Raw genomic sequence first — 17,732 nt, 5'->3', positions numbered from 1 at the left:
TGGCAGCTCTAGCAATTACAACGGCTAGTTTTTATTCGGTTTTTTCTTGCCATTTACTGTCCACTTTTTTTCAGCGATTTTGATGGGCACTCAATTGTATTTCCTAAAAACGGCAACAGCTGGGTTATTTTATCAGACATAGAACAGCGAATTAAACGGAAAATTGAAGCAGCTGGAACACCTCTTAAAAATTGGGATATAAAAATATATAGAGGTATTTTAACCGGCTGTAACGATGCATTTATCATAAGCAAGGAAAAGCGTGATGAACTTATAAAAAAATGTCCTAAAAGTGTCAATATTATACGCCCGATTCTTCGCGGCAGAGATATAAAGCGCTATAGCTACGATTTTGCAGAGTTGTATTTAATCGCTACTTTCCCTAGTAAGAAATATAATATTGATGACTATCCGGCTATAAAAAATTATTTATTGAATTTTGGGAAAACAGACAATGAACATTTATCAAAGTATGGAACAGATTGCTGGGGTAAAAGGCGCCTAGAACAATCGGGAAATAAAGGGAGCAGAAAAAAAACTCATAATAAATGGTTTGAACTGCAAGACAGTATAGCTTATTGGGACGATTTTTCTAAACCAAAGATTATCTTTCAAGAAATTGTACAAGAAGGACAATTTATGCTTGATACCAAAGGGGAATTTTTTTGTAACGATACTGGCAGAATTATAACCGGCAAGGCTATTAAGTTTTTAGTAGGTATCTTAAACAGTAAACTTTTCTTTTTTGCAATTAAATATTTCTATGGTGGAGGGCTTCTGGGAGAAAGCGGTGTAAGAATGAAACATACATTTTTTGAAGATTTCCCCTGCATTAAAGAAAATATACAGATAAAAACTCTTGTTGATGAAGTTTTGGAATCTAAAAATATTACAGAACTATCACAGAAAATTGACCATAAAATTTATGAACTTTATGGTCTAACTAATGATGAATGTGATTTTATCGAAAATAGCAATTAATTACTTTTAGCAAATGATTTTATAAATCATTTGCTAAAAAAAGATATACCTATTATTTTGTGGGTGCCGTTAAGAAAGTTTCAATGAATGTAATTTCTTCATTTGATAATGCATACATAGAATAAATATCTGGATTTATATCTATATCGCAATCTGTATTATATTGCAGAATTTTATCAACTTTATCTTCTATTAATTTTTTAGTTGTCATATTCGGGATAGGTATTTTTAAAGGCTCAATCGCTTGTACACTAATTAATAAATCACCGGTTCCTGTAGTTGGAGATTCTTGTAACATATATTTACCCATATTTGAATTTAATATACCGGTTAAATATTTTGCATAATTTCCAGCTGCAAAACATGTACTATCCAATACAGCAAGCTTTTTATCATCAAAGGCAAAACGTAAAATAGAACCGACTCTTTTCCAAACTACTTTCTGCTTATTAAAATCGTCCATATAATTTGAACCAAATCTTTGTAAAGCATACCACTCATATCGTATACCGGTTTCTGCCTTATTACGGTTGGAAAGTTGTGTTTTATATTGTAATAAATGATCATAAATCGCAGGGTATTCTTGTTGAAAAATTTTTTCTGCTTCTTGCGAAGCTCCTACTATGTCTTTGTTATTATGAAGTGGAAAATGCCATGGGATAAATAAAAGATATAATTCAGCAAAACTATACCCATATTTTTTAATATCCTTGCCTCTTAATATCGGGCGTATAATATCGACAGAATTAAGCGATTGTCTTATAAGTTCGTCTCTTTTTGCTTTGTCTATAATAAAAGCTTCATTGCATCCTGTTTTTATTCCATAATTGATTTGGATATCCCAATCTTTTAATGGTACTCCAACTTTTTCAATTTTCTCTTTTATTCTTTGTTCTATTGGACTTAAAATAACCCATGAGGCGTTGTGAGGAAATCTGATATTTACGGTCGTATTTTCTAGATCATCAAAATCGCTCCTATTTTCTAAACAATCCAATCCGCCCCGCAAAGCACAGGTATTTTTCGTATACGCAGCCTTTTGCAACAGTAGAATATTTACATCAACGGTTGCATTTTCAAAAACTTTTTCACCGGCTAAATCAACAAGAATTTTGGGTTGAGTATATTCTGCAAAATATTTACGACTGCTTTCTCCATACCCTGCCCGCATCCATTTATTTGAGGTGATATAGCAAAGGTGCCCGCTTTTTCTCAGCAGCTTAATACCTGTTTCATAAAAAAGCTGATAAATATCGCCCATGCTATTAAAAGTATTAAACTTCATCGGTTTATATATTTTTGCCAGTTTGCCATTATCATCTTGCAATTGGATATACGGCGGGTTCCCAATCACAATATCAAAGCCTTGTTTTGAGGGTCGGTTAAACACATCGCTGAACCAAGTATGCCATAAAAAGAACTTATTATTTTTATGCAGATCGATTCCTTCAAGTGCTTTAATTATTTGGGGTGGAAGCTGTCGTTCTCTTAGAAGTAGGATCACTTTTTCTTTTATTTGTTTCCGAATTTTAGATTTAGCAATATTATCTTTCGGAATATAGTATCCATTAATAGCGTCTACAAGTTCCTTAATCATTTCTTCACTGTCAAAAAGCTCTCCGCTTTTCCGCGTAAGATTACTCAGATCTTCATCCTCATAACTTTCCAGTAAGCTATTTCCTTGCATAATTTTATAATCAAGGTTAGGGAGTGGAATAGGCGTTTTTTCGTCAACGATAATTGCAAGCCAAAAACGTAAACGAGCAATATCGACGGCACCTTTTTCAATATCAACACCATAAATATTTTCGCGCACAATTTCTTTTTTAATTCGTGATCGATTTTCTTCGTTGGTACTATCTCCTTCCAGCAGCATTCTGCACGCAAAAAGCTCATTCAGCATACCCATCGGGAATGCCCCCGATCCGACTGCCGGGTCGCAAATTTTCACTGTTTTAAGTGCCGACAATACCGCATTTTTATCCTTTATCTTAGCGATTTCGTGTTTTAAAACAAAATCACGCATTGCAGATTCATCCCGTGTTTCTTCGCCAAGGTATGCGATCAGGCTTTCGCGGCACATATATTGTACAATTTCTTTAGGAGTATAAAAGGCGCCTTTATCTTTGTTATCTTCCAGAAGGTTTTCAAAAATTTTCCCGAGCATTTCAGGATCAACTCCGACTTCCCGATCTTCAGGATCCGTTTCGTCAATGGTGAAATTATAACGGGCAAAAAAATCCAAAAGACCGCAGCTTGCATCATACGGATAATCGGAATTCTTTGTAGCACGAAAAGTTCTCCCTGTTTCTTTTTGCTTGGGATTACCGAACAATACAGCCGGAAATACAACGGGTACGATGTCTTCCGTATCCTCTTCAAAGAGCCCGCCGTTCAAATACGGTACTTTGCCAAAGAGATCAAGAAGCGTTACATCCCAGCCTTTTTGCTTAAAATGCTGCGTTCGATCTTCGGGATTGGTATTCAACATACCGAAAAAGAGCGGATTAAGCACGGCAGAAAGGAAATTTTCTTGTTGTTCCGTATTCGATTGTTCAAAAAGGTGCTGCAAATAGTCCCGATCGCCGTCATTCCAATTATCGTCCGAACAGCCAAGCCATCCTTTTTTCTGCAAAAACTGAATAAATACGAGCCGCCCCATCATCTTTTTAATATAATCGCGGACTTTCTTTTCTGCCTTTTGTTCATCTCCTTCGCTGAGTTTTTTGAAGTTTGCAAAAATTTTCGTATGTGCTTTTGTTCCAGCTATCGTTTTATTTTCATACCCCAATTTCCCTTTTGCTTTGATATAACGTTTGCCTGTGATATACTGCACAAAATCTTCATAGAAAACCTTATACTCGGCAAAAAACTCCTTACTCAGCGCCTCTACACTGAATGCTTCCAGCATATCTGCGGCTGTTATATCAGCAGCATCGGCTTGTTTTGCTAAACGATGAAAGCGCTCTGCAATAGTACGGCAGGGATGTGCTATCCCGCAAAGATAGGTATATCGCTTTGCACTGGTACTTGTTTTTATTGTGTCGGCACGATATGCAAAACTTACTCTCCATTCATCCTGATTATCAGCGAAATGAAAAAAGATAAGCGCAGAAGTATTATCTTCCATAATTTTGCGGATACAATTCTGAATGCTGACACGGTTGCGTTTGAGGTGTACTGACGACTGTACTTCTACATCGGCAAATGTTATGGGAAACGTCCCTGTAACCTGCGCTATGATTACTGCCTGCGAAATGATTTTTTTATCGGTTTCTGCCAATGCAAGCGGTGCCGTTTTTCGTAAATCCCTTGCTTTTGTAAAAATAGGGACAATGATCTCTTCATATATCTTATCTTTCCCGGGATAGGCTTGTTCAAAAATGGTACGAAAGTCTGCCATGGTGTGCTCCTTAGCAATGTTATTTCTTTGCTTTTAGTTTTTTTTCCAGATTCTCCAGAGCCTTTAATTCAAGCTCATCCGCTTTATCTGCTTCCGCAGCATAAAAAGCTTTACGTTTGGCATCAAATTCAAGATATACGGCTTCGACTTTCTTTTCCATTTGCTGATGAGAATGAGCGCCTTTATCATTTAAGAGTGAAAAGCCATTCTCAATCAAAATCTTATCGAAGTTATCTTTCCAATAATGCATTGTCAAATCTTTATGCATTTTTGCACGTAATTCAGCCGTCTCTAAGAAAATAATGACAATTCGATTTAATATATCAAGCTCGTCTTTTGTAAGGTAATTTTTTGAAATATAGATATCCTGTTTTCTAACTATACGGCCTTTCCAACTCGTTAATGCCATATTGGGTTTTGAACTGTCTGCACGGCTTAATATAAGCTCGGCCGCAGTTTTATGTGTAACTGCATAAATGAGTTTGTTTTGCGTTGATGCAAAAAAAATTTGAGTTGCTTTATCAGAGCTGTCATAATCCGAAGAAAGGGCAAATAAATCTCGAACTTTTTGATAAAACCGTTTTTCGGAAGCCCGTATATCGCGAATACGTTCTAATAGTTCATCAAAATAATCAGGCCGCCCATCCGGATTTTTTAGACGCTCATCGTCCATTACAAAACCCTTATGTAAAAATTCGGTTAAATTCTGATTTGCCCAAATTCTAAATTGAGTTCCTCGTTTACTGTGGACTCTGAATCCGATAGCTAAAATCATGGGAAGTGCATAATAAGTGATTTTATAATTTTTCCCATCGGAAGCAGTTGTCAAGTAATCCTTGACAACTGCTTTTTCATCGAGTTCTTTATCTTTAAAAATATTTGCAATATGTAAGCTGATATTTTGTTTGGAACTTTCAAAAAGTAAAGCAATTTGCTGTTGATTCATCCATATCATTCCATCTTGCGCATATAATTTTACATTGGTTTTACCGTCTTCAGTATTATAAATAATTATTTCATCTGTTTGTTCTGTCATACCGGTTCTTCTCTCTTTATTCTGTAATAAGTGCTATTGATAACTCAGTATGTGTATCGGTTGCAGGTTTATTTTGACGTGCCAATTGATAAAGCGCTGTAATGATGGAATCTTTGTTATCAAATAACGCATTAGCTTCAAAATCCGTTTTTAAAACTTGTTTTGCTACTGTAACATTATGGTGTATGAGCGCATCGGAAATGGCATTGAGCATATCGCGCAATTTTTCAGAATTAACGTGTGTGTATAATGCTTGTATTTTAGCCCGTGCTTGGTTTATCTCTTTTGCGTGTTTCGTTTTTCTTCCTCTAACGGTCAATGCGGCGGTTTGTTTGTCTTTGTTGTAGCATTCCATAACCGCTTCCTGACACGCTGTTATTGCAGCAGGCGCTATTGCGGTGGATTGTGCCTCAGATGTTATGAGCGGTTTTAATGTTTCAAAAAATTCCAACTGTCCTACTTTTGTTACCGTTTCATTTTCTTTATTCACAATAAATAAAAAAGAATTGTATCCTTCACCGTTTTTGTTCATTTCGTGGAGGCTTGCAAAAAACTGTTTTGTGCCGCTATGAGTTGTAGAGATGGCTTTTTGTGTAATACCTGCAAGACGATTGTATTCCGCTTCCTTTTGTTTTTTAAATTTACGAAGTTCCGCAATAAACGGCATGATCGGTGTTTCGGCAGTATTCGCTTCTTCCCTGTCCACTTTATCGAAATGTTTAATTTCTTCTTCGGTTGAGTAAATTTGAGAGTCTTCTCCGAATAATTCATGAAAAGCTTGAAGTTTTATATATGTTCTGTTTTTAAGATTAATCTGATTATCGCCCAATGTCGAAGGATAAAAATTATAGTTCCATATTTCTTCGGCTTTCGTGCCGATTCGGTTTATACGTCCAAGTCGCTGCATAAGGCGCGTTGCATTCCACGGTGAGTCATAATTTAAAATGGAATTTGAACGGTGTAAGTTTACCCCTTCGGAAAGGACATCGGTAGTAATAAGGATTTGATAGTCATCGCGCTTTTTGCCTTTATAATTTGTATCAAAATTTGCTGCGACAGTATCTTTCATAAGATCTCTGTTTTCCGCAGTAATTGAAAGGATGTTGAATTCACTCGCACAGTTTTCTAATTTTTGAACAAGCGTTTTCTGGGTGGCAATACATTCCGTAAAAACGATAAGTTTTTGAAAAGGATTTTTTGCTTTATCAAAAAACAAACTATCAAATTTTCGTATAAATGTTTCAATTTTCGGATCATCCGTTTGCTTGTCCCATTGATCACATAGATTATTGATTAAACGCAAGTCGTTTTGCAGCAATTCGATATAGTTTTTATCAAAATCGTTTTTTTTGTATTCGCGATTCGCTCCGATATTTTCAGAATCGGACTTTTTTTTATTAGCTTTTTTTGCTTTGTTTGCAATTATGTCCAGACAGGCGGCAAAACTTCCGTTTTTTTTAATAGATGAATCATTTAATTCTTTATTTACATCCAAATCTGGGCAGATAAAAATACGATTTTCATTCCACATATTGATCATATTTTCAGTATAGCGGCGAAGATTATGCAGTGATTCCTTAAAGGCTGCCTGACTGCTCTCTAGCCGTTTAACAAGATGTAGTTCCATTAATTGTGCAAGGCGTTGGGACGTATCTTCTACCGTTAAGTTGTTTACTTCATGCTGTCTACGGTTTTCTTCACTTATAAGAAATTCGATAGCTCTATATCGGTAATAGCCGAGTCCGTCTTTGCCTTCAGTTGTGCCGAAATCAATGACAGGATTTCCATCTTCATCGGCCTCTATTTTGCTTACTTGCGGTGCAATAATATTTATCGTATTGTTAAAAAGTCCGGCAAGATCTCCTTTCATTTCGTAAGGGATTGCAACAGGATCTTTTATTTTCGGAAAACACAAGCCCTGTGCTTTCATATCGTCGTTATAATATTTTTCAATATCCGTTCTCGTACGTCTTATTATTAACGGCTCAACGATACGTTTTCGTATATCTTCATTGTCTGCAATGAGATTCGCTTTATCTTTTGCCGCTTCCTCTTTTGTTTTCGGAACCTTTTTACCGTTTATTCGCTTATCTTTCTTGATGTATTCTTCATAATTCCGTTGTTTTTCGGCAAAATAATTTTCAAGTTTATTTTCATGTTTTCCGAGATTTTGTAAAGTTGAATTATTATGTTCTCGTTGAAATAAATAAATCTGGTTTTTTAAATCATAGGGTTTATTGTTTTGCGGAGTTGCCGAAAGGAGAATTACATAAGGCTGGGGAGCTATGGAACCGATTAAATCATCGAGTTTTTGATACATAATTGTTTTGTTATTTCTGAATCGATGACTTTCATCTACAACTATCATACTGTAATTGGCCTTTTTAAAGGTTTCATTAAAATCGTCTTCAGCAACATATTCACTATTTTCGTTTGCATCTTCAAGACAACCGATTGTCGTAAGAATGATACGCGGTTTTATTTTTTTATTAGAGACTTCGTTTTTATCGAAGTATTCGATTGAATCGCTCCAGCTTTGTTTAATCGCCGGCGGACAGATAATCAAAATGGGGGTCTTAAATCCGGTTTCCAATAAATGCCGCTTTACAATCATCAATGCGGTAAAAGTCTTTCCAAGACCGACTACGTCGGCAAGGATAAAACCGCCGTGCCGCTTCATAATGGCAAGCCCCTGGTTGACGGCTTCTTGCTGGTAAATCAATTTTTTAAAATCGGGATCATGCGGCATGTAATCATTTGATGTAATTTTCCCATCCAAATCAACAACTTCTGCGAATTGATCGATAAGAAATTTTATATATATTTCATCGGGAGAAAGCATAATAAAATTCTCGGTTCCAGACTTTGATAGAAATGCCGCTTTTTCTCCCAATGCGGAGGGTTTTAAAACCTCTTCCAAAAACGCTTTTGTCCAATCCGAAGCTAAAGCCCATTTTTCATTGAACCATGAGATATGCCCTTTCGACCGGTTTATTCCATCCGGTTTTGCAGTGATAATCTGGGGCACCGTCTCCAAATAATTCAGTTCGGAATTTTCTTGTAACCCTTTTCCTGTAAAGTTGCTGCTGCCGATAATGCCGAAAGCCTTTCCTTCCCCGTAAAAGATATAGCACTTTGAATGAAAAAATTGTTGTCTGCTATCGTCGCCCATACCGCGGAAAATGCGTATTTCTATTTTAGGGTCTTTCTGTCCCTCATGCTGCTCCTTGCAAAAGTCCAGCAGTAACCGAACAGCAGGAATGTATTCTTCTTTTACCTTTAAATCGGCAAGGTCGGTTCTGATAAAATCCTGCGGATACTCTGCGCCTTTATATTTCGGATCTGCATTATACTGTGCAAAAAGATACGGGTCTTTCCCGATCAGAAGGCGCACGTGCGTATCCGGCGAGCGTTCCAAAAATGCGCGCAGCTCCTCCGTTATAAGCCGTGTTCCCAGAATATCCCAGTAACCGGTTGCAATGTCGATGTGTGTGATGTCGGATAGTTTAATCAATTCTTTCAGTGTATTAACCAATTTCAAATGTTCGGAATTGTCAATCAGTGTACTTTGCATATTTTACCTTAGGCATTTCGATCTTGCCGCAAATATATTTTCATAGACTTGGCGTCGATTTTAAAATATTCGAACAATTCTTTTATAAGTTTTACAAAATGATTGGCGGATAAATTTACTTCGATGAATGTTTTGTCTGTGATTTTGCAGGGTGTACGGCAAGCGGATTTATCTTCGGAATAATATTTTCTGTTTTGTGTGCTGATAAAATCAGCATTATCGGCAAGGCTGTCGAATCTGTTTTTATCCTTTGCAATAAGATGCCGGCACACCTGTATATACAGATCTTTCCATGTCATAAGCTCCGTATATGCATGTTCTTCCAAAACGAATGCATACGGTCGTTTGTAAGTAAAATTTTCGCTGAGCGAATGCGGCTCGGACTTGTCGAGTTCGGCAATGATCCGTTTGTTTTCGGCTGGGGCTTTAATGCCGGACGGCGGTTCTTCTTTTATCCCTGTAAACTGAGAAATGAGAGCGCTTATTTCTTCGGCATTGTGTTCAAAATTATCGAGAAGCGCATTGAACTGTTTTTTAAACAAACAGCCTTCTTCGAGTTTTTGATTGTCGTTATGGTCTATGCTGTCCCAAATATCTTCCGATAGTGCCAGAAGGTTTTCATGGACGCTTGTAAGATCATTCAAAATAAATTTTATCGTATCTTTTGAATTCGCCATGTCTGTCTCACTGATAATCACAGTATACTACAAGATAAGCAAATTTAAAACCTAAGCAGTTGTGGATGAAATCTTTATGTCTATGGAGCGCGTTGCATCCATTAGTAATTTATCTTGAACTGCAGGTTTCGGCAATGCCGCACTATAAGGAATGGCAAGCGAACTTTTTGGCAAAAAAAGTTCGCTCAAGTCCGATAATATGAAAGCACTGAATAATCCGAAAGCGGATTATTCAGTGCTCACTCTGAAATCTTTTGTTTCGTAATAAGTCTAGTTATAAATTCGAGACTTATGAGAAACAAAAGGAAGCGCTGATTATATGCGCTCCTCGCTTTAATCAGCATTTCACGATTACGGTCAGCAGCGGCACTTGTAACGAGCGCGAAGTTCCCCGCGCAAACGGCAGGACGACTGCCGGGAATGCAGCCGATTTTTTCCGGTAACGGTTATTTTTTTGGGAATATAAATTCTCATGCTGAAGCCCTGCGGCAATGACAAGGAATCTTACGGTTGTTACAAATAATTATGACGAATTTGGAAGAATCCCTTGGATAAAAGTGGAAGACTGGACAAAAGCGTAAACCGGCGCTGACGCTGTGAGCGGCTTTTAACCCTTCCTTAAAATTGCACAGTGATTAAATCTTCAGATTTAGGGGCTGGGCAATTCGTGCGCAATAGCGGATACGTTAATTTGCGATGTTTGCACAGCAAACTCGCCGTTTAACGAGACCGCGCTTATTCAGTGGTCGAAGTTAAACCTTCGTTTATTGCGGCGGATCGCTGCCGGGAGGCTAGCCTTTTATGCTGTTAAGCATTTTTGTAGCTTGGTTCCTGCCGCCTGCCTTGATATAAATCACTCTGAAACTGGACATATTTATCAATTCAATATAGTATTTTTATATCTTCATTGGAAAAACGCTTTAGCGCAGGAAATTTTACGGACGATTGAATGATCGTTTGCCGATTTGTTGACCGTCCGTTGTGCTCGGGCGTTCCTTGATTTTTTTCTTTTTTGTTTTTACGGGAGTTTATATGAAACAAAAATCTGCCGTGCTTGTGTTTCTTTTTTTGTGCGGATGCCTGAGCGCGGAAACGATGTACATATGCGCACAAAAGGCGCAGCTCAAAGAAAACACTTTCTTTTTTTCAAAAACTGTCGCAACTCTTTTATACGGCGACAGAGTGGACGTTCTTTCTTCAGACGGAAAATGGATAAAAGTTTCTCCTCAAGATCAAGGCGCCGCAGCAAAAGATGTTTCAGGCTGGCTTCAAAGTTCGGCGCTCACAAAAAAGAAGATCGTTTCAAGAGGCAACCGTGTTTCCGCAGATGCGAAAGAACTTGCGCTCGCCGGTAAGGGGTTCAGTGAGGAAGTGGAAAACGAATACAAAAAATCGGGAAAGGCCGACTACGCCGCTGTGGACAAAATGGAAAATGCGGAGCTTTCTTCTTCGGATCTTTTTCAATTCATACTTAAAGGAAAATTAAACGGGGCTGGGGAATGAAAAAAAATGCGTTTATCTTGACCGTTTGTTTATTGTTAAGCGGACTTTTAATCTTAAACTCGTGCAGTTCCGTTATGAACATTGCGAGCGCCGCAGCCGAAGCAGCGGGATCGGCAGGAATTGTCGATCCTAATATTGCGTCTTCCGTATCTTCATCTGCCGCCGCTATCGGCAAGGCTGCAGAAACCGTTACTCCCGAACAGGAATACTATATAGGCCGTGCCGTTGCCGGTAATATTCTTGAAAATTATAAGGTCTTTGATTCTGCAAAGGCGCAAAAATATCTTAACGAAATATGCAATACCGTTTCAATTAATTCCGACAGGCCCGTATTATACAAAAACTACCGGGTCGCGATCCTTGATACGGACGAAGTAAACGCTTTTGCAACTTCAGGCGGACACATCATGGTAAGCAGGGGGCTCATATCCTGCGCTCATTCCGAAGACGAATTGGCTGCAGTCCTTGCTCATGAAATATCTCACATACAGCTGCGGCACAGCATAAAGGCGATCAGATCCAGCCGTGCTACGGACGCTGTTTTAAAAACCGCAGGAGCCGCCCTTACCGTATCCGTAAATTCCGGAGAATTGGCCGGAATCGTAGCGGGATTTGACGATACCGTAAACGACATAGTGAGCACTATGGTAAATTCGGGTTATTCGAAAAAACAAGAATATGAGGCCGACGAAAACGCTCTTTTGCTTTTAAAAGCCGCAGGCTACGATCCTAACGCCATGCGTTCGATGCTTGAACTTTTAAAGGAAAAAGAAAAGGGACAGACGACGGGATTTTCAAAAACTCATCCTTCGCCCGAAGCCCGCATGGAAAATCTCAAAGGCAAGTATGAAAAATATTCTGACGATGAAGCCCGCTTGATCAGAACGGGGCGTTTTGAGCGCATAAAAGAGTTTTTGTAAAATATGAAGAAATTAAAAAAGAGAAACGTAGCGGTCTTTATCGGAGTTTTTGCTTTATGCTCGTTATTGCATTTTTCAGGTTTTTTTACGTTTGCCGAAAATAAAGCCTATGACGCCAGGACGGTTTTAACTCCCGAAAGAACGCCTCCGTCCGATGAAATTTGCTTTATTGCAGTCGACCAGGCAAGCATTGATTGGGCGCAAAAAGAAAAAGGCTGGGGATGGCCGTGGCCGCGTTCGGCCTACGGCGATATCGTAAGATATATGACATTGGGAGATGCCGCCTGCGTGCTTTTGGACGTTCTTTATACGGAACCTTCGGTTTACGGAATTGCCGACGATGAAAATTTCGCTATTGCGTGCAGAGAAAACGGCAGGGTAGTTCAGGTTATGTTTGCGGATACGGCTTCGGGCGGCGGATCTGCAAGCGCCGAAAGCGAAAAAGGCTATAAGGCGCTGTTTCCGGTCGAAAGCCTTAAAAATTCCGCGGCGCTTTTGGCAAATATCATAAGCGCAAAGGACGGCGACGACGTTATAAGGCGGACAAGACTGTCTTTTAATTTGAACGGAGTTGAATATCCTTCGCTGGGAGCGGCGCCGTTTGTGATCGGCGAGCAAAGGGCAGGCAAAAAATCTGTCGCTGAAGCAATTTCATCGCTTAAAAAAAATTCGCCGCTTCTTCCTGACGAAACCGTTTTGCTAAGATATAAAAGAAATATCGATTCCTATCTTCCTTACAGAGCCTGTGATATTTTAAAAAGCTACGACGCTCTTTTGGCGGGTAAAGAGCCCATTCTTCCGCCTGAAAATTTTAAGAATACTGCCGTGTTTTTGGCCTATTACGCTCCCGGCCTGTTTGATATATGTTCTTCGCCCGTGTCGCAAGTGTATCCGGGTGTCGGCGTTCACATAACCGCTTACGACAACATTTTAAATGGCGGTTTTGTAAAAAAGATTCCGGCGTGGCTTAACCTCATCTATTTGTTTGCGGTGTGTTTTGCAGGAGCTATGGTGCTTGACATTACCGGCAGACAAAAAAATCAAAAAACGGCGCCTGTGATAGCGGCGGCGGCTCTTTTTTTAGGCGCGGCGGCGATCATTTCGCTTTCATTTGTTCTGTTTTATTTCAATTTATGGATATTACTCGCCGCTCCTTTGGCAGGTTTTATACTTTCTTTTGGCACACAGGTTTTTTTAGGCTATGTTTTTGAAGGCCGGCAGAAAAAATTCATTAAATCAGCTTTCAGCCAATATTTAAGTCCCGTTGTAATCGAACAGCTTATAACGGATCCTAAAAAACTCAAGCTCGGCGGCGAAAAGCGGGAGATAAGCATTTATTTTTCGGACATACAGGGGTTTACTTCCGTTTCTGAAAAACTTTCCCCTGAAGCTCTTACCGAATTCCTAAACACTTATCTTTCGGCAATGACGGATATTATTTTGAATACGGGCGGAACGATAGATAAATATGAAGGAGATGCGATTATAGCCTTTTGGAACGCGCCCGCCGATGAAGAAGACCACGCTTTAAGAGCCGTAGACGCCGCCATGCAATGTCAAAGGCAATTGAGCCTGATGCGAGCTGATCTTGCAAAACTTTCAGGCGGGCAAATCTATCAGCGGATAGGACTTAATACCGGCTATGCGGTAGTGGGAAACATGGGGTCGCACAGCCGGTTTGATTATACTATGCTGGGAGACAGCGTAAATCTCGCTTCAAGACTGGAAGGGCTTAACAAACAGTTCGGTACTTACACGATGTGTTCAAAGGCTACAAAGGATGCGGCCGTAAAATTCGGATGTAACCTTTATTGGCGGGAACTAGCCCGTGTGGCTGTTGTCGGGAAAAAAGAAGCCGTTACCGTATTCGAACCGCTTGAGATGAGCGAGTTTGAAAAAAAATTCGAAATTTTTGAAAATTTCGATAAGGCAAGAGATCTCTTTTATTCCGGAAGATTTTCCGATTCTCTTTTATTGTTCGAACGCTTTTGCGGCGAAGACGGTCCTTGCAGATCCTACGCGCAAAAGTGCAGAATTCTCATGGAGAACCCGAATGATCAATGGGACGGAGTGTGGCACAGTACTGAAAAATAAGACGGAACCTCTAAAAACTGCGGTTCTTAGAGGTGACTGCGGCTCATGAGCCGCTAAAATGCGATGTTGTAACTTGCGATAATACAGCGAGTTATAACTCGTCAAGATATACAAGAATATATGAAAAAAGCGGCAGGCGGTTTTTTTAAAAGGGCGTATTTTGCAAGCCCGATTATGCAGTTCCTTATCTCTTACGTTTCGGTTTTGACGATTCCCATAGCGTTTGTGCTTATCGCGTTGCAGTTTACGTTTTCTTTTATAACTGAAAATGTGATGATTTCTAACATGACTGTTTTGAATCATTCAAAACAGCTCATGGATCTGCGCATGGATTCCATTCAGACCTTGGCAGGATACATGGTGTGCGATAGGGATCTCAACGAATTGATAAAGACGGATAGAATAGAAAACGCCGACGATCCTGTCCTTCTTAAAACGCTGGAATCGCTTGCCGATATTATCGATGCACGCGGCAATGACTTGCTGGAATCGGCATATGTGATTTTGCGCCGTCCTAAAAAAGTTCTTTATAAGAGGGGAGTTTATTCGTTTGACGATTTTACCGGGTATATTAAGAATTTCGGCATTGAATATTCCTTTTGGGAAGATCAGTATTGCAATTCTGATAAAAAACTGCCGTTCTTTTTGCCTAACAGGGCGGGAATAGATTACATAGTGCCGTTCGGCGTAGACAGGGACGGTAAAAATTGCGGAACGGTAGTGTGCAATATCTCAAGCGGCGCAATGAAAAACATACTTGATTTTTCCGAAGAATACGGTTCTTATTCCTTTTTTCTAGTAGACGAAATCAAAAATAAAAGCGAAACGCCTATGTCGCATGTTCTTTGGTCTGAAGATTTTATGTCGCGAAGCGATCTTTTGCAGACGCTTGACCTTTCGCAAAGGCGGAACATGAAAATGGGCAGAGGACTTTGGATTATTTATACTCAGTCGGAACAGTACGGTTGGAGTTATGTTCTTGCCGTTTCTTCCGATCGCTTGTTGAACAAATTCAACAGGTTAAGGCTGATTTTAATCCTTATGCTCATGTTCACTGTTGCCGTCGGGCTTTTTATATCTTCCTTCCTTGCCGTAAAAAAAGGAAAGCCCGTAAAAGACATTTTTGATTCGCTTGAATCGCATTACTTTGCCGATACGCACGGGGCGGGGCATGAAGTTCGCGATATGGCAAGCCTTGAAAAACTGTTTGAAAGGCTGTTCGACAGCATTACCGCCGTCAGAAAAGAAGATCTGTTTTATCCTGAAGTGCTCGAAGCGTTTTTATGCAGCAATATAAGATCGGGAAACTTTGAAGCTGCAAAATCGATAGTGCTCATGATTGAAAAAGAAAATTTTGAAAACAGGGTTTGCGACGCCGCAAAGTTTTCAGAGCTGAACGCAAAAATTTGTGCGGCGCTCATGTCGTTTGAAGCGCTTGAAACCGTAAGCGCTCGGCGTTTGGACTCTCTTAAAAATTATTCTTTGCCGCCCGAAGATCATAGAAAATATTTTGACGAGCTGCTGAATATTTGCGAATCCTTATGTGAAAATGCCGGAAGGAAAAAAAACATGCAACGCAAGGATCTTGCACAAAAGATAAAATCTTATCTCGATGATAATTATAGCCAGACGGGGCTTTGCCTTACAATGGTGAGCGACAAATTTGCAGTGTCCGAAAGCTATGTTTCTATGATCTACAAAGAGCAACTCGGTGTGAATTTTGCAGATTATTTGGAAAAAAAGCGGATAGAAAAAGCCTGCGAATTGCTGGCGGTAAAAAACGATCCTATTGAAAATGTCGCGTTTGCCGTGGGGTACTCAAGCGCCTCAAGTTTTAGGCGGGCTTTTAAACGGGTTACGGGAAAAACTCCTAAGGTCTACAGGTAAATCCTATCCGACTCGAAATTTATTTGACACACTAAAAGTTTGGAACAAAATTAAGAAAAACATCAAAGCGCTAAAGTTTTGGACAGCCCCTTAAACCGTTTTTTATCCCAACACAAACATACACTTTTTATTCGGTAAAAAATTGTGCCTTTACATATGAAAATTTCACTTTTACACTTTACTAAGGTTGTATGTGCGCGGTGCGCACGGATTGCGCCGTCTTGGAAAACTCAAATTTTCCTGCGGCTATGCAGTTTTATAGGGGGTAACATGAAAAAAATTGGAATTATTTTGGCAGTGCTTATCCTTGCGGCCGGTCTTGCTGCGGCGAACGGCACAAAAGAAGCGCCTAAGAGAGGATCCGCTTCAGGCGAGCAGATCACGTTGAACTTGTGGCACATAGGAACTAGCGCTACCCGTCATGCGGCCGTAAAGGCTGCGATTGACAGATACCATGCGGCAAACCCGAATGTAAAAGTCATTGAACAGGCTATTGAAAACGATCCGTACAAAACGAAACTTAAGACGGCCATGGGCGGCGGGAATCCGCCGGATGTATTTGTCACATGGGGCGGCGGCTGGCTTGAAGAATTTGTAAAGGCAGGCAAAGTTCTTGACATAAGCGATAGGATAACAAAAGTGGCCGACAATTATCTTTTACCCGGTATTTCCATGGGAAAGATCGGAAACTCTTACTACGGTTTGCCTGTAGTATGCGGACCTTCGTCCGTTTATTACAATGCCGAGCTGTATAAAAAATATGGCCTTTCGGTTCCTAAAACCTTAAGTGAATTTGAAAACAACTGCGACGTTCTTAAGAAAAACGGAATTATTCCTATTGCGCTCGGAAACTCAAGCAAATGGCCAGGCGCTATAACCTTTATTTATCTTTCCATGCGCTACGGCGGAGCAGAAACGTTTACAAAGGCGTATGCGAGAAACGGCGCTGATTTTACCGACGAAAGTTTTGTAAAAGCAGGTGCTAAAATTCAGGAATGGGTTAAAAAAGGATACTATCCTGAAGGAATGAACGGCATTAATTACGACACCGGCGGTTCTCGTATGCTTTTTTACAGCGGAAGAGCTGCACACATAATTCAGACAAACGGTCTTTTGGGCGCTTGCCGTTCCGAAGCTCCTGATTTCTTTAAGAACAACCTCGGCCTGTTTAAATTCCCTGTAATCGAAGGCGCAAAAGGTTCTGCGGATGAAATTGTCGGCGGTGGAAATGCAGTTCACATTTCTTCTTCGTGTAAACACCCTGATGAAGCTTTCGGTCTTTTGGTCGCGATTTCGGATCTCGCGTACGGACAGGATATGGCAAACGGTTCAAGTATGAATACCGGCGTCAAGGGCGTAGACATAAAGGATCCTCTTGTAAAACAGCAGTACGGAGTTCTCATTGGTGCAAAATACATGCAGAATTTTTATGATCAGTACTTGCCGCCCGCTTTAGGCGAAGTTCATAAAAACACAACCCAAGCTCTGTTCGGCTTGACTATGACTCCCGAACAGGCCGCTAGTGAAGTAGAAGCAAAAGCGGTTGAAATTTTAGGTCCCGCAAAGAAATAAAAATCCGAAAAATACCGGATGCTGCCGCGCAAAAAACGCGCGGCAGGGCGTGTTGGCCGCATGCGCCGCTTTGAAAAAGCCGGTT

At 40.0% G+C, this 17,732-nt stretch carries 10 protein-coding genes; 6 read left to right on the top strand and 4 right to left on the bottom strand.

Going from position 1 to position 17,732, the window contains the following annotated elements; translation table 11 throughout:
• Positions 1-33: 33 nt before the first annotated feature.
• A complete protein-coding gene (locus HRI96_RS09525; protein WP_346267176.1) occupies positions 34-981 on the top strand; it encodes a TaqI-like C-terminal specificity domain-containing protein in 948 nt (315 codons plus the stop codon).
• A gap of 52 nt (positions 982-1,033) precedes the next feature.
• Here the strand turns inward: HRI96_RS09525 and HRI96_RS09520 are convergent, their stop codons facing one another.
• The 4 genes from HRI96_RS09520 to HRI96_RS09505 are packed head-to-tail and all read right to left on the bottom strand — an operon-like array spanning position 1,034 to position 9,671.
• Positions 1,034-4,384, bottom strand: coding sequence for an Eco57I restriction-modification methylase domain-containing protein (locus HRI96_RS09520; protein WP_210117135.1), 3,351 nt, complete (start codon positions 4,382-4,384; stop codon positions 1,034-1,036).
• Between the two features lie 19 nt (positions 4,385-4,403).
• The gene (locus tag HRI96_RS09515) at positions 4,404-5,420 is read right to left on the bottom strand and encodes a virulence RhuM family protein (RefSeq protein WP_210117134.1); all 1,017 of its coding nucleotides are present in this window, start codon (positions 5,418-5,420) and stop codon (positions 4,404-4,406) included.
• Positions 5,421-5,436: 16 nt separating this feature from the next.
• On the bottom strand, positions 5,437-8,994 hold the full coding sequence (locus HRI96_RS09510) for an SNF2-related protein (protein ID WP_210117133.1): 3,558 nt from the start codon (positions 8,992-8,994) through the stop codon (positions 5,437-5,439).
• A gap of 8 nt (positions 8,995-9,002) precedes the next feature.
• Positions 9,003-9,671, bottom strand: coding sequence for a hypothetical protein (locus HRI96_RS09505; RefSeq protein ID WP_210117132.1), 669 nt, complete (start codon positions 9,669-9,671; stop codon positions 9,003-9,005).
• A gap of 1,032 nt (positions 9,672-10,703) precedes the next feature.
• Between HRI96_RS09505 and HRI96_RS09495 the strand changes: the two genes are divergently transcribed.
• The 5 genes from HRI96_RS09495 (at position 10,704) to HRI96_RS09475 (ending at position 17,647) form a co-directional block, all read left to right on the top strand.
• The gene (locus tag HRI96_RS09495) at positions 10,704-11,174 is read left to right on the top strand and encodes an SH3 domain-containing protein (RefSeq protein ID WP_210117131.1); all 471 of its coding nucleotides are present in this window, start codon (positions 10,704-10,706) and stop codon (positions 11,172-11,174) included.
• A gap of 74 nt (positions 11,175-11,248) precedes the next feature.
• Positions 11,249-12,094, top strand: coding sequence for a M48 family metallopeptidase (locus tag HRI96_RS09490; RefSeq protein WP_210117130.1), 846 nt, complete (start codon positions 11,249-11,251; stop codon positions 12,092-12,094).
• A gap of 3 nt (positions 12,095-12,097) precedes the next feature.
• Positions 12,098-14,188, top strand: a complete 2,091-nt coding sequence (locus HRI96_RS09485) for a CHASE2 domain-containing protein (RefSeq protein ID WP_210117129.1) — start codon at positions 12,098-12,100, stop codon at positions 14,186-14,188.
• Positions 14,189-14,308: 120 nt separating this feature from the next.
• Positions 14,309-16,075, top strand: coding sequence for a helix-turn-helix domain-containing protein (locus HRI96_RS09480; RefSeq protein ID WP_210117128.1), 1,767 nt, complete (start codon positions 14,309-14,311; stop codon positions 16,073-16,075).
• A 270-nt stretch (positions 16,076-16,345) separates the two neighbouring features.
• Positions 16,346-17,647: an extracellular solute-binding protein gene (locus HRI96_RS09475; protein WP_210117127.1), complete on the top strand. Its 1,302-nt coding sequence runs from the start codon at positions 16,346-16,348 to the stop codon at positions 17,645-17,647.
• The last annotated feature ends 85 nt before the right edge of the window (positions 17,648-17,732 follow it).

This window comes from Treponema parvum (assembly GCF_017893945.1).
Lineage (GTDB): Bacteria > Spirochaetota > Spirochaetia > Treponematales > Treponemataceae > Treponema_D > Treponema_D parvum_A.
The sequence above is the reverse complement of the archived record's forward strand: the minus strand, read 5'-3'. Positions and strand labels throughout refer to the sequence as shown.